Below are 14,608 nucleotides of genomic sequence, written 5' to 3'. Positions count from 1 at the left end.
CGCTGAGAGAAAGGAAGGCCCCGACTTAGCGGGGCCTTGCCTGGTTTTAGTCGATCACCTGCACCAGATGCGGGATCTTGGCGATCGCGCCGCGCACCTCGGGGGTGTCCTGACGCTCGACGATCTTGTGCATCTTGTTCAGCCCCAGACCGATGAGGATCTGGCGCTGGCTGGCGGGGCGACGGATCGGCGAGCCGATCTGCTTGATCTTGATGGTAGCCATCTGGGATTACTCCGCAATCGCGGCAGCGTCGGCTTCCGCCTCGGCTGCGCTGGCCCCGCCGCGACCCAGGAGGTCGGCAACCTTCTTGCCGCGACGCTGGGCGACAGACTTCGGCGAAGTCTGGTCCGAGAGCGCGTCGAAGGTGGCGCGGATCATGTTGTAGGGGTTCGAGGTGCCGACCGACTTGGTCACCACGTCGGCAACGCCGAGGCTCTCGAACACGGCGCGCATCGGACCGCCGGCGATGATGCCGGTCCCCGGAGGCGCGGTGCGGACGGTCACCTTGCCCGCGCCGAAACGGCCATTGCCGTCATGGTGCAGGGTGCGGCCTTCCTTGAGCGGAACGCGGATCATCTTCTTGCGCGCCGAAGCGGTCGCCTTGGTGATCGCTTCGGGCACTTCGCGCGCCTTGCCGTGGCCAAAGCCGACGCGGCCCTGGCCGTCGCCGACAACCACGAGCGCAGCAAAGCCGAAGCGCTTGCCGCCCTTCACGGTCTTGGAGACGCGGTTGATGTGCACCAGCTTCTCGATGATGCCGTCATCTTCTTCCTGCTTGGGCCCGCGACGGTCGTCACGACCCCCGCGACCACGACCGCGGCCTTCGCCGCCTTCGCGGTTGCCGCCACGGCCCCGGCCACGACGACCCTGCGCCTCACCGGCGTCGCCGCCGATGTCGCCGGCAACGTCCGGGGTTTCGATGGTGTTTTCGTCAGCCATGATCAGAACTCCAGCCCGCCTTCACGGGCGGCATCGGCCAGCGCCTTGACGCGGCCATGGAACAGGAACCCGCCGCGATCGAACACGACAGTCGTCACGCCAGCCTTCTTGGCGGCCTCGGCGATCGCCTTGCCGACTTCGGCAGCGGCATCGACGTTCGCGCCGCTGGTCTTAGCGCCAAGCGTCGAAGCGGCAGCAACGGTCTTGCCGGCCGCATCGTCGATGATCTGGGCGTAGATGTGACGGCCGGTGCGATGCACGGACAGACGGGGCTTGCCACCGGCACGCGCACGAAGCGCAGTGCGAACCCGGCGACGGCGACGTTCGAAAAGGGAAAGCTTTGCCATCTTATCTCTTCTTCCCTTCCTTGCGGAAGATAAACTCGCCCTTGTAGGCAATCCCCTTGCCCTTGTAGGGCTCGGGCTTGCGCCAACGGCGGATCTCGGCGGCAAACTGGCCGACGGCCTGCTTGTCGGTGCCGGAAATCTCGATCGTGGTCTGATCCGGGGTCTTCACCTCAAGACCGGCGGGCACAGGCAGATCGACATCGTGGCTGTAGCCGAGCTGCAGCTTCAGGGTCGAACCCTGCGCATTGGCACGGTAGCCAACACCCTTGATGACGAGCACCTTGGTGAAGCCGGCGCTGACGCCTTCCACCAGGTTCGACACCAGCGTGCGCTGCATACCCCAGAAAGCGCGGGCCTGCTTGCTGTCGTTGGCCGGCTTGACCGAAATCTCACCTTCGCCAAGCGAATAGGTGATGAGATCGGACAGGCCCATGGTGAGGGTGCCCTTGGGCCCCTTCACGCTGAGCGTGCCATTCTCGATGCTGGCCGTCACCCCACCGGGGATCGCGACCGGCTTCTTACCGATGCGGCTCATCAGAACACCTCCGCCAGCACTTCGCCACCGACGTTGTGGCTGCGCGCTTCGGCATCCGAAAGCACGCCGCGCGGCGTCGAGACGATGGTGATGCCAAGGCCGTTGCGGATCGTCGGAAGTTCCTTGGAACCCGAGTAAACGCGGCGGCCGGGCTTCGAAACGCGCGCCACGTGCTTGATCGCGGGCTCGCCTTCGAAATACTTCAGTTCAATTCGCAGCGCCTTGTGCTTGCCCGAATTGTCTTCGCTGAAGCCACGGATGTAGCCTTCACGCTGAAGCACTTCGAGCACGCTTGCACGCAGGTTGCTCGCCGGGGTCAGGACGGAGTCCTTCTTGGCGCGCTGGCCGTTGCGGATGCGGGTGAGCATATCACCCAGAGGATCGGTCATTGCCATTGTCTTGTCCTCACCAGCTCGACTTGGTCAGGCCCGGAATCAGGCCCTTGTTGCCGAGGTCGCGCAGTTCGATACGGTTGATGCCGAACTTGCGGTAATAGCCGCGGGGGCGGCCGGTGGTGGCGCAACGGTTGCGCACCCGGGTCGGGTTCGCGTTGCGCGGAAGCTCGGCCATCTTGAGCCGGGCCATGAGGCGCTCGGTCTCGTCGAGGCTTTCATCATCGGCAATCGCCTTCAGCTTCTCGTACTTCGCAGCGTACTGCTTGACGAGCTTCTTGCGACGCTCATTCTTGTTGATGGAACTCAGTTTCGCCATGGACTTAAGCTCTCTGCTTTCGTGTCACTAACGGGAGGCGGCTTACGCCGCTTCCTTCTGTTCGGTCTTGGCTTCGCCCGCGAAGGGGAAGCCGAAAAGACGCAGCAGCTCGCGCGCCTCTTCGTCGGTCTTGGCGGTGGTGGTGACGATGATGTCCATCCCACGCACCTTCTCGATCTTGTCGTAGCTGATCTCGGGGAACACGATCTGTTCCTTCAGCCCCATCGCGTAGTTGCCGCGGCCGTCGAACGACTTGGCGTTCAGCCCGCGGAAGTCGCGGATGCGCGGCATGGCGACAGTGACGAGACGGTCGAGAAATTCGTACATCCGCTCACGGCGCAGAGTCACCTTGCAGCCGATCGGCATGCCTTCACGCAGCTTGAACTGCGCGATCGACTTCTTGGCGATGGTGATGACCGGCTTCTGGCCGGCGATCAGCGCCATTTCCTCGGCGGCGGTCTGAACCTTCTTCTTGTCCTGGCTCGCCTCGCCTACGCCCATGTTGAGCGTGATCTTCTCGAGCTTGGGCACTTCCATGCGGTTCTTGTAGCCGAACTTCTCGGTCATGGCCTTGACGATTTCGTTATCGTACTTGGCCTTCATCCGGGCGGTGTAATCAGCCATCGATGGTCTCCCCACTCTTGACAGCAACGCGCACCTTCTTGCCGTCCTTCATTTCGAAGCGGACGCGGGTGGCCTTGCCGGTCTTGGGATCAGCGAGAGCAACCTTCGAAATGGCCATCGGCGCGGCGAAGCGATCGATGCCACCCTGAGGGTTGGCCTGGCTGGGCTTGCGGTGACGGGCGACGATGTTGACGCCATCGACAACGACTTTGCCGTCCTTCGGCATGACCTGAGCGACCGTACCGGTGCGGCCCTTGTCCTTGCCCGACAGCACGACGACGCTGTCACCCTTCTTGATCTTAGCGGCGGCCATTACAGCACCTCCGGCGCGAGCGAGATGATCTTCATGAAGCCCTTGCCGCGCAGTTCGCGCACCACCGGGCCAAAGATACGGGTGCCGATCGGCTCCTCGTTCTTGTTCACGAGCACCGCAGCGTTGGTGTCGAAGCGGATGACGGTGCCATCCGGACGACGCACGTCCTTGCGGGTGCGCACGATCACCGCACGGTGAACGTCACCCTTCTTGACCTTGGTGCGCGGCTGCGCCTCCTTGATGGAGACGACGATCACGTCCCCAACGCCTGCGGTACGACGCTTCGAGCCACCCAGCACCTTGATGCACTGGACGCGCTTGGCGCCGCTGTTGTCCGCGACGTCGAGATTGGATTGCATCTGGATCATTGATCCGTCTTCCTTCTCATTGGCTTACCGGGACGCCCGATCCGACCGGGGCCCGGCAGTTCCGTCTACGTTTCAGTTACCGGCAGCTGCGACGTCGAGGTCGGCTTCCACCGCCTGCACGCCACCCGCCACGACCCGGTCCTTGACGATCCAGGTCTTGGTCTTCGACATCGGGCGGGTCTCTTCGATCCGCACCACGTCACCCACGGTGTATTCGTTCAGCTCGTCGTGCGCGTGATACTTCTTCGAACGACGGATGATCTTCCCGTAGAGCGGGTGACGCACCTTGCGTTCGACCTTCACGGTCACGGTCTTGTCAGTCTTGTCGGAGGTCACAGTCCCGACGAGGATGCGCTTGGGCATTGTGCTTACTCCTTACGCCTTGGCGGCGGCGGCCTTGGCCGCACGCTCGCTCTGCAGCGTCTTGATCTGCGCGATGGTCCGGCGCACCTGACGGATGCGCGAGGGAGCCTCGAGCTGGTTGGTCGCAGCCTGGAACCGCAGATTGAACTGCTCGCGCTTGAGCTCGGTGAGCTCGGCGGTCAGCTGATCATCGGTCTTGGTGCGAAGGTCCGCGATATCGGCCATTATTCGCCTCCCAGGTGGCTGGTGTCGCCGAGACGGGCGACAACCTTGGTCTTGATCGGCAGCTTCATCGCTGCGCGCTCGAACGCTTCAGCGGCCAGCGGGCCGGCAACGCCGTCGAGTTCGAACAGGATGCGGCCCGGCTTCACCTTGGCAGCCCAGTATTCGACCGAACCCTTGCCCTTACCCTGACGGACTTCGGCAGGCTTCTTCGACACGGGCACATCGGGGAACACGCGGATCCAGAGACGACCCTGACGCTTGATGTGGCGGGTGATCGCACGGCGAGCCGCTTCGATCTGGCGGGCGGTGACACGCTCGGGTTCCAGAGCCTTCAGCCCGTAGGAACCGAAGTTCAGGGTGGTGCCGCCCTTGGCATCGCCCTTGATCCGGCCCTTGAACTGCTTGCGGAACTTGGTCTTTTTCGGTTGCAACATGGCTATCTACCTCAGCGAGCCGGACGGACGCCGGAAGTCTGGGCTTCCATCATCAGGCGGTCCTGCGCGGTCGGATCGTGAGCGAGGATCTCGCCCTTGAAGATCCACACCTTGATCCCGATGATCCCGTAGGCGGTCAGCGCCTCGGTCTCGGCGTAATCGATGTTCGCACGCAGGGTGTGAAGCGGCACGCGGCCTTCGCGATACCATTCGACGCGGGCGATTTCCGCCCCGCCGAGACGGCCACCGCACACGATCTTGATGCCTTCGGCACCCAGACGCAGCGCCGACTGCACCGCGCGCTTCATCGCACGGCGGAACGCCACGCGGCGCACCAGCTGATCGGCAATGCCCTGCGCGACGAGCTTCGCGTCAATTTCCGGCTTGCGGATCTCGACGATGTTCAGCTTCACGTCGCTCGCGGTCATGGTCGCCAGCTTCGAGCGCAGCTTTTCGATGTCCGCGCCCTTCTTGCCGATGATGACACCCGGACGCGCCGCAAAGATCGAAACGCGGCACAGCTTGGCCGGACGCTCGATCACCACCTTCGAAACCGCCGCCTGCGGCAGGTTCTTCATGATGTACTTGCGGATCGCGATGTCTTCCTTGAGCAGCTGGGCATAGTCACGCCCTTCGGCGTACCAGCGGCTGTCCCAGGTGCGGTTGATCTGCAGGCGCAGACCGATCGGATTGCTCTTCTGACCCATCTTAGGCCTCCTCTGCTTCGCGAACGACGATCCGCAGACGCGAGAACGGCTTGAGGATCCGGGTCGACTTGCCGCGACCACGGGTGTGGAAGCGCTTCATCGTCACCGACTTGCCCACGCTCGCTTCAGCGACGATCAGCGCGTCGACATCGAGGTTGTGGTTGTTTTCAGCGTTGGCGATCGCCGAAGCGAGCACCTTGCTCGCATCGCGCGCCATCGCCCGCTTCGAAAAGGCGAGGATGTTCATCGCCTCTTCGGCCTTCTTGCCACGGATCAGGGCCGCAACGAGGTTGAGCTTCTGCGCCGAACCACGGATCGTGGTGCCGACGGCCAGCGCCTCGTTGTCGCCCACGCGGCGGGGTGCCTTAGCCTTGCCCATTAGCGCTTGCCCTTCTTGTCGGCAGCGTGACCGGGGAAGGTGCGCGTGGGCGCAAATTCACCAAGCTTGTGGCCGACCATTTCTTCCGAAACCGAAACGGGAATGAACTTGTGCCCGTTGTAGACATTGAAGGTGAGCCCGACGAACTGCGGCAGGATCGTCGAACGCCGCGACCAGGTCTTGATCGGCTTGGCATTCGTGGTTTCCTGCGCCGTTTCTGCCTTCTTGAGCAGGCTCAGCTCGACAAACGGACCTTTCCAGACGGAACGTGCCATCGTCTCTTACCTCTTCTTCTTCGCGTGACGCGAACGGATGATCATCTTGTCCGTCTGCTTGTTGTGGCGCGTGCGGGCACCCTTGGTCGGCTTGCCCCACGGGGTCACCGGATGGCGACCACCGGAGGTCCGGCCTTCACCACCACCGTGCGGGTGGTCGACCGGGTTCTTCGCAACGCCGCGAGTCAGCGGACGCTTGCCCATCCAGCGCGAGCGGCCGGCCTTGGCAAAGTTCTGGTTGGCGTTGTCGGGGTTCGACACCGCACCCACCGTGCCCATGCAATCGGCGCGCAGGTAACGCTGTTCGCCCGAGTTGAGGCGGACGATCACGAAAGCGCGGTCACGGCCGACGACCTGCACATAGGTGCCGGCCGAACGGGCGATCTGGCCACCCTTGCCCGGCTTCATCTCGACGTTGTGGCAGATCGTGCCGACCGGCATCTGACCCAGCAGCATCGCGTTGCCCGGCTTGGTGTCGACCTTTTCGCCGGCCACAACCTGGTCACCGACAGCAAGACGCTGCGGCGCGAGGATGTAGGCCTGCTCACCGTCTTCGTACTTCACCAGCGCGATGAAGGCGGTGCGGTTGGGGTCATATTCCAGACGCTCGACGGTGGCCGGCATGTCCCACTTGCGACGCTTGAAGTCGATGAAGCGGTACTTCTGCTTGTGGCCCCCGGCGATCCCGCGCGAGGTGACGTGACCCTTGTTGTTGCGGCCACCGGTCTTGCGCTTACCTTCGGTCAGAGCCTTGACGGGCTTGCCCTTGTACAGCGCCGACTTGTCGACCAGAATCAGGCCGCGACGGGCGGGACTGGTCGGCTTGTAGTTCTTGAGTGCCATTGTTCGTTTCCTGTCCCTTGGCCTCAGATACCGCTGGTGATGTCGATCATTTCACCCTCGGCGAGGGTGACAATGGCCTTCTTCACGTCGGAACGCTGGTAGGCCTTGCCCTTCCAGCGCTTGGTCTTGCCCTTCTGGACCAGGGTGTTCACGGCGACGACCTTCTTGTCGTAGATCGCCTCGATCGCTTCCTTGATCTGCGGCTTGGTCGCGTCCTTGGCGACCTTGAAGACCACGGCGTTGTTTTCCGACGCGAGGGTCGACTTTTCGGTGATGTGCGGCGCGATGATCACATCGTAGTGACGCGCGTCGACGGTCTGCTTCTTAGCCATTGAAACGCGCCTCCAGCTTTTCAACCGCAGCCTTGGTCAGCACCAGGGTGTCGTGGTTGAGGATGTCGTAGACATTGGCACCGATCGCGGGGAGCACGTTGATGCCCGGCAGGTTGCCGGCGGCCTTCTTGAAGCCCGCATCGACCTGCTCGCCGTCGATCACCAGCACCTTGCCGGTCAGGCCGGCCTTGGTGAGGTGACCCTTGAGCGCCTTGGTCTTGGCGTCGGCGAGTTCGAGGCTGTCGACCACGACGAGGCCGTTCTTGGCCTTGGTCGAGAGCGCCATCTTGAGACCCAGCGCACGGACCTTCTTGTTGAGCGACTGCTCGAAGTCACGCTTGCGGGCGCCGTGGGCCTTACCGCCGCCGATGAAGATCGGAGCCGCGCGGTCGCCGTGACGGGCGGTGCCGCCGCCCTTCTGCTTGCCGAACTTCTTGCCGGTGCGGGCCACGTCCGAACGCTCGCGCGTCGGGCGGGCGGTGCCGCGGCGGTTTTCGAGCTGCCAGGTCACGACGCGGTGCAGGATGTCGGCGCGCGGCTCGATGCCGAACACGTCATCCGACAGTTCGATGTCGCCCGAGGCCTTGCCGCCTGCGATGTTCTGAACCTTGATCTTCATGGCTCAGCCTTCCTTGTTTTCTTCGGTGGCCGCGGTGTCGATTTCGACAGCCTCGACAGCCACGGGGGTCTCGTCAGCGACGGGAGCCTTGTTCTTGTCGAGCACAGCACCCGGGAACGGCAGATCAGCCGGAGCCTTGAGCTTCACCGCGTCGCGCACGAGCAGCCAGCCGTTCTTCGCGCCCGGGACCGAGCCCTTGACGAACAGCAGACCGCGCTCGGCGTCGGTGCGGACGATTTCGAGGTTCTGCTGGGTGCGCTGACGGTCGCCCATGTGGCCGGCCATCTTCTTGCCCTTGAACACGCGGCCCGGATCCTGACGGTTACCGGTCGAACCATGGGCACGGTGCGAGATCGAAACGCCGTGGGTGGCGCGCATACCGCCGAAGCCCCAGCGCTTCATCGCGCCCGCAAAGCCCTTGCCCTGCGTGTGGCCGGTGATGTCGACCATCTGGCCCGCGACGAAATGTTCGGCGCTGATCGTGGCACCGACGGGGACGAGCGCATCTTCGCTGTCCACGCGGAATTCCGCGACCTTCTTCTTCAGGCCGACATCGGCCTTGGCGAAATGTTCACGCTGCGGCTTGGCAACGTTCTTCTGCTTGGCTTCGCCCGCGCCGAGCTGGACGGCGTAATAGCCGTCGCGGTCTTCGGTGCGATGCGAGACCACCTGGCAATCTTCCAGCGACAGAACGGTCACAGGCACGTGCCGTCCGTCCTCCTGGAAGAGGCGGGTCATCCCGACTTTCTTTGCGATAACGCCGGTGCGCATCGTCAGTTCACTCCTCAACAGAGGCACCTGACAGACCATCCGCCAGGTGCGTGTGAGACCGCAGACACAAATGCGCCTGCGGCCCCGTTCAGCCCATAATTTGATGCATCGCCCCGTCCGGGCTGAGTGCCTCCGCTGGCCGGGTGGCCGCTGGAAGCGAGACGGGGGACGCAGCCCGGAGAGTTTCTCCGGCGGTATCCACCCTATCGTCAGGCGGGGCGCTTATGGCCCCAACGATAGAGGCCCCTTGCCGAAGCGAGGGGCATTTCGGCTAGCCTTAGGCCAGCTTGATCTCGACGTTCACGCCGGCAGCCAGATCGAGCTTCATCAGCGCGTCCACGGTCTGGGCGTTGGGCTGCACGATGTCGAGCAGCCGCTTGTAGGTGCGCACCTCGAACTGCTCGCGCGACTTCTTGTCGACGTGCGGGCCGCGGTTCACGGTGAACTTCTCGATACGCGTCGGCAGGGGAATGGGGCCGCGAATAAGCGCGCCGGTGCGGCGGGCCGTGTCAGCGATCTCACCAGTGGCCTGGTCGAGAACGCGGTGGTCGAACGCCTTGAGGCGAATACGGATATTCTGAGCTTCCATGTCCTACTACCGATGCGAAAGAGCCAAGGAGCAACCGGTTGCCCGGCATTTCCCAAAAACAAAGACCGCCCCGCTTGCTTCGGTTTCCCGTGAGCGGGCGGCCTTCCTCAAAACTCGTGCCGTCGAGAGACGAATCTCCGTCAGGGATGCGCGCCTATACGGGGCGAGTTGGATTCTGGCAAGGGCGTTCCGACCGAAAATTACATGACCGTGAAACGACTGCAATTTCGGGCCAAAAAGGCGCCCTGCCCTGCCCTTTTTGGTCGCGCGGTCGAACCGGAAAAGTGGTTCCCACTTTTCCTGACCGCACTCCCACACAAAAAGGCCCGGCAGCTCGTGAGAGCGCCGGGCCTCTTCATGTTCAGTTTCGCCCCTTAGCGGAGCAACACCTTACTTGGTGATCTTGGCGACGACGCCCGAACCCACGGTGCGGCCACCTTCGCGGATCGCGAAGCGCAGACCTTCGTCCATGGCGATCGGCGCGATCAGCTTGACGCCGATGGTCACGTTGTCGCCCGGCATCACCATTTCGGTGCCTTCGGGAAGGATCACTTCGCCGGTCACGTCGGTGGTGCGGAAGTAGAACTGCGGGCGGTAGTTGGCGAAGAACGGCGTGTGACGGCCACCTTCGTCCTTCGACAGCACGTAGACCTCGGCCGAGAACTCGGTGTGCGGGGTCACGGTGCCCGGCTTGGCGAGAACCTGGCCGCGCTCGACTTCTTCACGGGCCACGCCGCGGATCAGGGCGCCGACGTTGTCGCCAGCTTCACCGCGATCGAGCAGCTTGCGGAACATTTCCACGCCGGTGACGGTGGTCTTGCGGGTGTCCTTGATGCCGACGATTTCGACTTCGTCGCCGACGTTCACGATGCCGGTTTCGATACGGCCGGTCACCACGGTGCCGCGACCCGAGATCGAGAACACGTCTTCGATCGGCATCAGGAAGCTCTTGTCGACCGGACGGTCGGGCTGCGGGATGTAGCTGTCGACGGCTTCGATCAGGGCGATGACCGAGTCCTTGCCGATGTTGTCATCACGGCCTTCGAGAGCGGCCAGAGCCGAACCCTTGACGATCGGAATGTTGTCGCCGTCGAAGTCGTACGAGCTCAGCAGCTCGCGCACTTCCAGTTCGACGAGCTCGAGGATTTCCTCGTCGTCAACCTGGTCGACCTTGTTCATGTACACGACCAGCGCCGGCACGCCGACCTGACGGGCGAGCAGGATGTGCTCACGGGTCTGGGGCATCGGGCCGTCAGCGGCGTTCACGACCAGGATCGCGCCGTCCATCTGGGCGGCACCGGTGATCATGTTCTTCACGTAGTCAGCGTGACCCGGGCAGTCGACGTGCGCGTAGTGACGGGCAGCCGATTCGTACTCGACGTGCGCGGTCGAGATGGTGATGCCGCGCTCGCGCTCTTCCGGAGCCTTGTCGATGTTGGCGAAGTCCACGGCGCTGCCGCCGTAGGTTTCAGCCATCACCTTGGTGATCGCGGCGGTCAGGGTGGTCTTGCCATGGTCAACGTGACCGATGGTGCCGATGTTGCAGTGCGGCTTATTCCGCTGGAACTTTTCCTTGGCCATTTCTCTGGTGTACCTTCTTGGATGAAAACTGTGTGTTCGCGGGAGAGTGGCGGCACCCGCAGAATCAGGCGCCGCCCCTAGACTGCCGAGGCAGCTTAGGCAAGTTTCTCCTTGACCTCGGCTGCGACGTTGGCCGGAACCTCGTCATAGTGCGAGAACTGCATGGTGTACTGCGCACGCCCTTGCGTGAACGAACGCAGTTCATTGACGTAGCCGAACATATTGGCGAGCGGCACGAAGGCTTCGACCGCCTGGGCATTGCCGCGCGTGTCGGTGCCCTGGATCTGGCCACGACGGCTGTTGAGGTCGCCGATGACGTCACCGAGGTAGTCATCGGGGGTGACGACTTCAACCTTCATGATCGGTTCGAGCAGCTTGATGCCCGACTTCTGGGCAACTTCGCGCATGGCACCGCGGGCGGCGATTTCGAACGCGATCGCGCTCGAGTCGACGTCGTGGTAGGCACCATCGGTCAGCTTGATCGAGAAGTCGATGATCGGGAAGCCCACGAGGTGGCCGCTTTCGGCCTGCTCGCGGAAACCCTTTTCGATCGCCGGGATGTATTCGCGCGGAATGTTCCCGCCCTTGATCTGGTCTTCGAAGATCACGCCCTGGCCGCGTTCACCCGGGGTGACCGTGACCTTCACGCGGCCGAACTGGCCCGAGCCGCCCGACTGCTTCTTGTGGGTGTAATCGACTTCGACTTCGCGGGCGAGGTATTCGCGGTAGGCCACCTGCGGCGCGCCGACATTGGCTTCGACCTTGAACTCGCGGCGCATGCGATCGACGATGATGTCGAGGTGGAGTTCGCCCATGCCCTTGATGATCGTCTGACCGCTTTCGTGGTCGGTCGACACGCGGAACGAGGGGTCTTCCTGCGCCAGACGATTGAGCGCGATGCCCATCTTTTCCTGGTCGGCCTTGGTCTTGGGTTCCACCGAAAGCTCGATCACGGGCTCGGGGAATTCCATGCGCTCGAGGATGATCGGCTTGGACGCATCGCACAGGGTGTCCCCGGTGGTGGTGTCCTTCATGCCGGCCAGCGCGACGATGTCGCCGGCAAACGCCTCATCGATGTCCTCGCGGTTGTTCGAGTGCATCAGCAGCATGCGGCCGATCTTTTCCTTCTTGTCCTTCACCGAGTTCAGGACCTGGCCCTTGGTGAGCTTGCCCGAATAGATGCGGGTGAAGGTCAGCGAGCCGACGAAGGGGTCGTTCATGATCTTGAACGCCAGCGCCGCGAAGGGCGCATCGTCGCTCGAAGGACGCTCGTCTTCCTGATCGCTGTCGGGCAGCACGCCCTTGATCGGCGGAATGTCGAGCGGCGACGGCATGTAGTCGACCACGGCGTCGAGCAGGGGCTGCACGCCCTTGTTCTTGAACGCCGAGCCGCAGGTCACCGGCACGAAGGCGCGCGCGATGGTGCCCTGACGGATCAGCTTCTTGATCGTCGGGACATCGGGCTCGTTGCCTTCGAGATAGGCTTCCATGATCTCGTCGTCCTGCTCGACGACGAGCTCGATCAGGCGCTCGCGATATTCGGCGGCCTTGTCGGCGAGGTCAGCGGGGATTTCGATGAACTCGTACTTCGCGCCGAGGCTCTCGTCCTTCCAGACGATGCCGCGGTTGTTGACGAGGTCGACCACGCCCTGCAGCTGGCTCTCAGCTCCGATCGGGAGATAGAGAACAAGCGGCTTGGCACCCAGACGATCGATGATCGACTGGACGCAGTAGTAGAAATCCGCGCCGGTGCGGTCGAGCTTGTTGATGAAGCACATGCGGGGGACGCCGTACTTGTCGGCCTGACGCCAAACAGTTTCGGACTGCGGCTCCACGCCGGCCACGCCGTCGAACACCGCGACGGCACCGTCCAACACGCGCAGCGAGCGTTCAACTTCGATGGTGAAGTCGACGTGGCCGGGGGTGTCGATGATGTTGATGCGGTGCTTGGGCTGGCCCTCACGCAGCGCGTCGGGATCGCTCATCGGGTCCATCGAGGAATCTTCGGCGGTCCAGAAGGTCGTGGTCGCCGCCGAGGTGATGGTGATGCCGCGCTCCTGCTCCTGCTCCATCCAGTCCATCGTCGCGGCACCATCGTGCACTTCGCCGATCTTGTAGGACTTGCCGGTGTAGTAGAGAATACGCTCGGTCGTGGTGGTCTTGCCGGCATCGATGTGCGCCATGATGCCGATATTGCGATAGCGCTCCAGCGGATACTCGCGGGCCATATCAGGTTCCTTAGGTATGAGAGGGCCGCCGGGGTGCGGCACGGCCCCATATAGGGAAGATTGTGACAGCCGGAAGACCCCGTCCCCCGGCTGCCCACAATCCGCGAGGGTTTACCAGCGGTAGTGCGAGAACGCGCGGTTCGCATCCGCCATGCGGTGCGTGTCTTCGCGCTTCTTCACCGCGTTGCCGCGGTTGTTCGCCGCATCGAGCAGCTCGCCCGACAGACGCGCGGCCATGGTGGTTTCCGGACGACCGCGCGCGGCATTGATCAGCCAGCGGATCGCGAGCGCCTGGGCACGCTCGGGGCGAACCTCGACCGGCACCTGATAGGTCGCACCACCGACACGGCGGCTGCGCACTTCGACCTGCGGCTTCACGTTGTTCAGCGCATCGTGGAACAGCTGGATGGGATCGGCCTTGGCCTTGGCTTCGACCGTGGCGAGCGCGCCATAGACGATCTTTTCGGCAACAGCCTTCTTACCGTCGAGCATGAGGTTGTTCATGAACTTCGACAGGATCTGATCCCCGTACTGGGGATCGGGCAGGATGACCCGCTTTTCGGGACGACGACGACGTGACATATCTGAAAACTCCTTCGGAGTGGTCGCTCACCTCCGTGAGCGCCCTGCGGCTCCGGCCCGCTCCGTTCTCCGGCCCTTTGGCCGGCCACCCAAATGCCTACCTCGTTAGGGTAGCCGGGTGGGGGAACGTGCCGAACCCGCGCCTGAACCTTACTTGGGCCGCTTGGCGCCGTACTTCGAGCGCGACTGCTTGCGGTCCTTCACGCCCTGCGTGTCGAGGACGCCGCGCAGCACGTGATAGCGCACGCCCGGAAGGTCGCGCACACGCCCGCCGCGGATCAGCACAACGGAGTGCTCCTGCAGGTTGTGGCCTTCGCCCGGGATGTAGCTGATGACTTCGCGCTGGTTGGTGAGGCGGACCTTGGCCACCTTGCGCAGCGCCGAGTTCGGCTTCTTCGGGGTCGTCGTGTAGACGCGGGTGCAGACACCGCGCTTCTGCGGGTTCTGTTCCATCGCAGGGACCTTGCTCTTGGCCTTCTGCGGAACGCGGCCCTTGCGGACCAGCTGGTTGATCGTCGGCATTAAGTTCTCACTTCACCAGGTTGATGGTGAGCACGGGTGCCGGACGATGGGGGAGAGAGTGCGTTGGCCTCAGCCGTCATCCCGGACTTGATCCGGGACCGCTCGCCGCCAGCACATTGCCAGCGGGAAAGAACCGGCCGAAGCCGGCATGACGTCCAAGCCGAAACGCTCCACCCACATGGTCAGGCCCTTCGGCCACCGGGTTACTTTGACGGCTGCCCCTCTGCTGGAGAGAGACGAGGCCGCCAATGTTCAGCTCGCTTTCCGAGGGAGACCCCCGAAAGGATGCGCGCCCTTAGGCGGGTTTGGGCGGGGGGTCA

Annotated in this window: 24 protein-coding genes; all 24 read right to left on the bottom strand. The window is 63.4% G+C overall.

Going from position 1 to position 14,608, the window contains the following annotated elements; translation table 11 throughout:
• Positions 1-46: 46 nt before the first annotated feature.
• Positions 47-223 carry a 50S ribosomal protein L30 gene (rpmD, locus tag PS060_RS12140; RefSeq protein WP_017665127.1) on the bottom strand — a complete coding sequence of 59 codons (177 nt, stop codon included), beginning with the start codon at positions 221-223 and terminating at the stop codon, positions 47-49.
• A gap of 6 nt (positions 224-229) precedes the next feature.
• The gene (rpsE, locus tag PS060_RS12135; RefSeq protein WP_273983473.1) at positions 230-940 is read right to left on the bottom strand and encodes a 30S ribosomal protein S5; all 711 of its coding nucleotides are present in this window, start codon (positions 938-940) and stop codon (positions 230-232) included.
• 2 nt (positions 941-942) lie between these two features.
• A complete protein-coding gene (rplR, locus tag PS060_RS12130) occupies positions 943-1,287 on the bottom strand; it encodes a 50S ribosomal protein L18 (RefSeq protein WP_104942665.1) in 345 nt (114 codons plus the stop codon).
• A 1-nt stretch (position 1,288) separates the two neighbouring features.
• The gene (gene rplF, locus PS060_RS12125; RefSeq protein ID WP_273983470.1) at positions 1,289-1,822 is read right to left on the bottom strand and encodes a 50S ribosomal protein L6; all 534 of its coding nucleotides are present in this window, start codon (positions 1,820-1,822) and stop codon (positions 1,289-1,291) included.
• Positions 1,822-2,217, bottom strand: a complete 396-nt coding sequence (gene rpsH / locus PS060_RS12120) for a 30S ribosomal protein S8 (RefSeq protein WP_273983468.1) — start codon at positions 2,215-2,217, stop codon at positions 1,822-1,824. Before rpsH ends, rplF begins: the two co-directional genes overlap by 1 nt.
• A 10-nt stretch (positions 2,218-2,227) precedes the next feature.
• Positions 2,228-2,533: a 30S ribosomal protein S14 gene (rpsN, locus tag PS060_RS12115; RefSeq protein WP_273983466.1), complete on the bottom strand. Its 306-nt coding sequence runs from the start codon at positions 2,531-2,533 to the stop codon at positions 2,228-2,230.
• A gap of 42 nt (positions 2,534-2,575) precedes the next feature.
• Positions 2,576-3,157 carry a 50S ribosomal protein L5 gene (gene rplE / locus PS060_RS12110; RefSeq protein ID WP_267619824.1) on the bottom strand — a complete coding sequence of 194 codons (582 nt, stop codon included), beginning with the start codon at positions 3,155-3,157 and terminating at the stop codon, positions 2,576-2,578.
• A complete protein-coding gene (gene rplX / locus PS060_RS12105; protein WP_273983464.1) occupies positions 3,150-3,470 on the bottom strand; it encodes a 50S ribosomal protein L24 in 321 nt (106 codons plus the stop codon). The genes rplE and rplX overlap by 8 nt, the downstream gene beginning before the upstream one ends.
• Positions 3,470-3,838, bottom strand: coding sequence for a 50S ribosomal protein L14 (gene rplN, locus PS060_RS12100; RefSeq protein ID WP_017665135.1), 369 nt, complete (start codon positions 3,836-3,838; stop codon positions 3,470-3,472). The genes rplX and rplN overlap by 1 nt, the downstream gene beginning before the upstream one ends.
• A 72-nt stretch (positions 3,839-3,910) precedes the next feature.
• Positions 3,911-4,201, bottom strand: coding sequence for a 30S ribosomal protein S17 (gene rpsQ / locus PS060_RS12095; RefSeq protein WP_273983462.1), 291 nt, complete (start codon positions 4,199-4,201; stop codon positions 3,911-3,913).
• A gap of 12 nt (positions 4,202-4,213) precedes the next feature.
• Positions 4,214-4,426 carry a 50S ribosomal protein L29 gene (gene rpmC / locus PS060_RS12090; protein WP_069310547.1) on the bottom strand — a complete coding sequence of 71 codons (213 nt, stop codon included), beginning with the start codon at positions 4,424-4,426 and terminating at the stop codon, positions 4,214-4,216.
• Positions 4,426-4,860 carry a 50S ribosomal protein L16 gene (gene rplP / locus PS060_RS12085; RefSeq protein WP_017665138.1) on the bottom strand — a complete coding sequence of 145 codons (435 nt, stop codon included), beginning with the start codon at positions 4,858-4,860 and terminating at the stop codon, positions 4,426-4,428. Before rplP ends, rpmC begins: the two co-directional genes overlap by 1 nt.
• Positions 4,861-4,871: 11 nt before the next feature.
• Positions 4,872-5,567 carry a 30S ribosomal protein S3 gene (gene rpsC, locus PS060_RS12080; protein ID WP_273983460.1) on the bottom strand — a complete coding sequence of 232 codons (696 nt, stop codon included), beginning with the start codon at positions 5,565-5,567 and terminating at the stop codon, positions 4,872-4,874.
• 1 nt (position 5,568) lies between these two features.
• Positions 5,569-5,946: a 50S ribosomal protein L22 gene (rplV, locus tag PS060_RS12075; protein WP_069310550.1), complete on the bottom strand. Its 378-nt coding sequence runs from the start codon at positions 5,944-5,946 to the stop codon at positions 5,569-5,571.
• Positions 5,946-6,221 (bottom strand): 30S ribosomal protein S19, encoded by a 276-nt coding sequence (gene rpsS / locus PS060_RS12070; protein WP_088914647.1) that lies wholly within the window; start codon positions 6,219-6,221, stop codon positions 5,946-5,948. Before rpsS ends, rplV begins: the two co-directional genes overlap by 1 nt.
• A 6-nt stretch (positions 6,222-6,227) precedes the next feature.
• Entirely contained in the window at positions 6,228-7,064 is an 837-nt protein-coding gene (rplB, locus tag PS060_RS12065) for a 50S ribosomal protein L2 (protein ID WP_086739454.1), read from the bottom strand.
• A gap of 23 nt (positions 7,065-7,087) precedes the next feature.
• Complete coding sequence (locus PS060_RS12060) at positions 7,088-7,396, bottom strand: 50S ribosomal protein L23 (RefSeq protein ID WP_267619807.1); 309 nt, start codon at positions 7,394-7,396, stop codon at positions 7,088-7,090.
• Positions 7,389-8,015 carry a 50S ribosomal protein L4 gene (gene rplD, locus PS060_RS12055; protein ID WP_273983457.1) on the bottom strand — a complete coding sequence of 209 codons (627 nt, stop codon included), beginning with the start codon at positions 8,013-8,015 and terminating at the stop codon, positions 7,389-7,391. Before rplD ends, PS060_RS12060 begins: the two co-directional genes overlap by 8 nt.
• Positions 8,016-8,018: 3 nt before the next feature.
• Complete coding sequence (rplC, locus tag PS060_RS12050) at positions 8,019-8,786, bottom strand: 50S ribosomal protein L3 (RefSeq protein WP_273983456.1); 768 nt, start codon at positions 8,784-8,786, stop codon at positions 8,019-8,021.
• 277 nt (positions 8,787-9,063) lie between these two features.
• Entirely contained in the window at positions 9,064-9,375 is a 312-nt protein-coding gene (gene rpsJ, locus PS060_RS12045) for a 30S ribosomal protein S10 (protein WP_017665146.1), read from the bottom strand.
• Positions 9,376-9,765: 390 nt separating this feature from the next.
• Positions 9,766-10,956 (bottom strand): elongation factor Tu, encoded by a 1,191-nt coding sequence (tuf, locus tag PS060_RS12040; RefSeq protein WP_017665147.1) that lies wholly within the window; start codon positions 10,954-10,956, stop codon positions 9,766-9,768.
• Between the two features lie 95 nt (positions 10,957-11,051).
• Positions 11,052-13,184: an elongation factor G gene (gene fusA / locus PS060_RS12035; protein ID WP_086739463.1), complete on the bottom strand. Its 2,133-nt coding sequence runs from the start codon at positions 13,182-13,184 to the stop codon at positions 11,052-11,054.
• Positions 13,185-13,295: 111 nt separating this feature from the next.
• Positions 13,296-13,766, bottom strand: a complete 471-nt coding sequence (gene rpsG, locus PS060_RS12030; protein ID WP_273983452.1) for a 30S ribosomal protein S7 — start codon at positions 13,764-13,766, stop codon at positions 13,296-13,298.
• A 150-nt stretch (positions 13,767-13,916) separates the two neighbouring features.
• A complete protein-coding gene (gene rpsL, locus PS060_RS12025) occupies positions 13,917-14,288 on the bottom strand; it encodes a 30S ribosomal protein S12 (RefSeq protein ID WP_006831873.1) in 372 nt (123 codons plus the stop codon).
• Positions 14,289-14,608 lie beyond the last annotated feature (320 nt).

It is taken from the genome of Erythrobacter sp. BLCC-B19 (assembly GCF_028621955.1).
In the GTDB taxonomy this organism is placed as follows: Bacteria; Pseudomonadota; Alphaproteobacteria; order Sphingomonadales; family Sphingomonadaceae; genus Erythrobacter.
Note: the sequence above shows the minus strand (reverse complement) of the source record. Positions and strands in the feature narration are given on the sequence as shown.